Consider the following 1,479-nt stretch of genomic DNA (forward strand, 5'->3'; position numbering starts at 1 on the left):
GCCGAGAGTACGCTGGACGCCATCGGCACGACGGCGCGGCGCGCGACGGCGAGCGGCGCCAGCAGCACGTCGTAAACGGTGCGGAACAGGCACGGCGTGTCGGTGCCCGCGCTCGAGCGCAGCATCGTCCCGCGCGGCAGCACGGACGGGGTGTCCGGCACTTCGGCCGGCCCGCGCTGTCCTACCTGGACGATGGAATACGACGGCAGCGGCCGCAGGTAGTGCGGGTACAGGCTGTCGAGCAGCGCTTCCGTGAACTTGGGGTAGTCGTCGTCGAGGCGCTTGTTGATGCGGGCGGACAGCAGCGCAACGGACTGGATGAGCCGGGCGACGCCCGGATCGTCCCACGTCTCGCCGGCCACGTGCAGGTCGCTGGCGGGCTTGGGATAGCGGGCGCGGAATTCGCGCGCGAACTGGCCGAACAATCCCAGCTCTTCCTCGTAATAGCGCAGCAGGTCGTCCATGGCTCCCCATCGTTGCCCAAGACCAAGATGTATGCTCCCACCCGGCGAAAAACCGGACCTTGAGTACAATCAACGCTCTCAACCCGAAGGAGACCGCCGTGTCCGACCTGAACGACTTCCTCATCACGCAGAGATGGCCCGCGCAGCACCCCGACCGCCTGCAGCTGTATTCGCTGCCCACGCCGAACGGGGTCAAGGTGGCGATCATGCTCGAAGAAATCGGCCTGCCCTACGAGGTGCACCGCGTCGCGTTCGACAAGAACGAGCAGACGTCGCCGGAATTCATGTCGCTGAACCCGAACAACAAGATCCCCGCGATCATCGACCCCGACGGCCCGGGAGGCAAGCCGCTGCCGCTGTGGGAATCGGGCGCGATCCTGCTGTACCTGGCCGAGAAGACGGGCAAGCTGATCCCGGCCGATCCGGCGCTGCGCTACCAGACGATCCAGTGGCTGATGTTCCAGATGGGCGGCATCGGCCCGATGTTCGGCCAGTTGGGCTTCTTCCACAAGTTCGCCGGCCGCGAGTACGAGGACAAGCGCCCGCGCGACCGCTACGTGCACGAAGCCAAGCGCCTGCTCGGCGTGCTGGACGGCCACCTGAAGGGCCGCGCCTGGATCATGGGCGACGAGTACACGATCGCCGACGTCGCTTGCTTCCCGTGGGTGAACAACCTGGTCGGCTTCTACGACGCGGCCGAGATCGTCGGCTTCGACCGCTTTCCGGAAGTGGGCCGCGTGCTGGAAGCGTTCCGCGCGCGCCCCGCCGTCATCGAAGGGCTGCAGATCCCGCGCGCTCCCGCTGCCTGAAGGTGCTCAACTGAGCATCCGCAGGTCGGCGATGACCTCGGCGCCAAACCCGGCGCCGAGCAGGTAGTCGACCAGCCGTTCGGCGCATTCGTCCGGCTCGACGAGCGCGCCGGTCTCCTTCATGTCGACGAAGCGCTTGCGCATGGGGAAGCGGTCTTCCGTCGTGGCGCGGATCTCGGCCTGCATGTCCGTATCGATGACGCCGG

The 1,479-nt window shown here is 67.0% G+C and carries 2 protein-coding genes and 1 pseudogene; 1 reads left to right on the plus strand and 2 read right to left on the minus strand.

The features are described from left to right. On the minus strand, positions 1-464 hold a 464-nt coding region (locus ACEN88_RS31495; RefSeq protein WP_413346066.1), incomplete at its 3' end, for a type VI secretion system baseplate subunit TssF. Between the two features lie 98 nt (positions 465-562). Between ACEN88_RS31495 and ACEN88_RS31500 the strand changes: the two genes are divergently transcribed. After that, positions 563-1,273, plus strand: coding sequence for a glutathione S-transferase N-terminal domain-containing protein (locus ACEN88_RS31500; RefSeq protein ID WP_413346068.1), 711 nt, complete (start codon positions 563-565; stop codon positions 1,271-1,273). A 6-nt stretch (positions 1,274-1,279) separates the two neighbouring features. Here ACEN88_RS31500 and ACEN88_RS31505 read toward each other — a convergent pair. Then, a pseudogene (locus ACEN88_RS31505) lies at positions 1,280-1,479 on the minus strand (short-chain dehydrogenase); the annotation flags it as partial.

Origin of the sequence: Massilia sp. CT11-108, assembly GCF_047302915.1 — a bacterium.
GTDB classification, from domain to species: domain Bacteria; phylum Pseudomonadota; class Gammaproteobacteria; order Burkholderiales; family Burkholderiaceae_D; genus Telluria; species Telluria orientalis.